This window comes from Xanthomonas sp. SHU 166 (genome assembly GCF_000364685.1).
In the GTDB taxonomy this organism is placed as follows: domain Bacteria; phylum Pseudomonadota; class Gammaproteobacteria; order Xanthomonadales; family Xanthomonadaceae; genus Xanthomonas_A; species Xanthomonas_A sontii.
On the sequence record NZ_AQOJ01000195.1, the window covers coordinates 1 to 1,001 of the forward strand.

1 protein-coding gene is annotated in these 1,001 nt (G+C 67.4%); it reads left to right on the plus strand.

Features of this window, described 5'->3' with window-relative positions:
- On the plus strand, positions 1 to 999 hold a 999-nt coding region (locus tag D180_RS06875), incomplete at its 5' end, for a flagellin (protein WP_017912209.1).
- Between the last annotated feature and the right edge of the window lie 2 nt (positions 1,000 to 1,001).

The following is a 1,001-nucleotide window of genomic DNA, read 5'->3' on the forward strand; positions in this document are numbered from 1 at the left end:
GTGGCCTCGCGCAACGCCAACGACGGCATCTCGCTGGCGCAGACCGCCGAAGGCGCGATGGTCGAAATCGGCAACAACCTGCAGCGTATCCGCGAACTGGCGGTGCAGTCGGCCAACGCCACCAACTCCACCACCGACCGTGGCGCGCTGAACTCGGAAGTCAAGCAGCTGGCCTCGGAAATCGACCGCGTCTCCAGCCAGACCAACTTCAACGGCACCAAGCTGCTGGACGGCTCGTTCTCCGGCGCGCTGTTCCAGGTCGGCGCCGACGCCGGCCAGACCATCGGCATCAACAGCATCGTCAACGCCAGCGCCGCCTCGCTGGGCAAGGCCGGCTTCGCCGCCACCCAGACCACCACCAACGCCCTGGCCTCGGGTACCGCCACCGCCAGCGGCAGCTTCTCCGGCATGTCCGTCAACGGCGTCAGCATCGCCTCGGTCTCGGTGGCCGTCGGCGACGTGGACACCGATGTGGCCAAGAAGATCGCCTCGGCGATCAACGACAAGCTGGCCCAGACCGGCGTGTACGCCTCGCTGGACAGCAGCAACAAGCTGAAGCTGGAATCGGTCAAGGGCGGCCAGGACTTCTCGTTCACCGCGGGCTCGGCCACCGGCGCCACCGGCATCACCTTCGACCAGAGCGGCATCGCCGCCACTGCCACTGCCGCCGCGGGCACCACCAACTTCCTGAAGGACGTGGACATCTCGACCTTCCAGGGCGCGCAGAAGGCGCTGAGCATCATCGACAACGCGCTGACCTCGGTGAACTCCTCGCGTGCGGACATGGGCGCGATCCAGAACCGCTTCACCTCCACCATCGCCAACCTGAGCTCCACCTCGGAGAACCTGTCGGCCTCGCGCAGCCGCATCCGCGACACCGACTACGCCAAGGAAACCGCCGAGCTGACCCGCACGCAGATCCTGCAGCAGGCCGGCACCGCCATGCTGGCTCAGGCCAAGCAGGCGCCGCAGAGCGTGCTGAGCCTGCTCCAGGGCTAAGC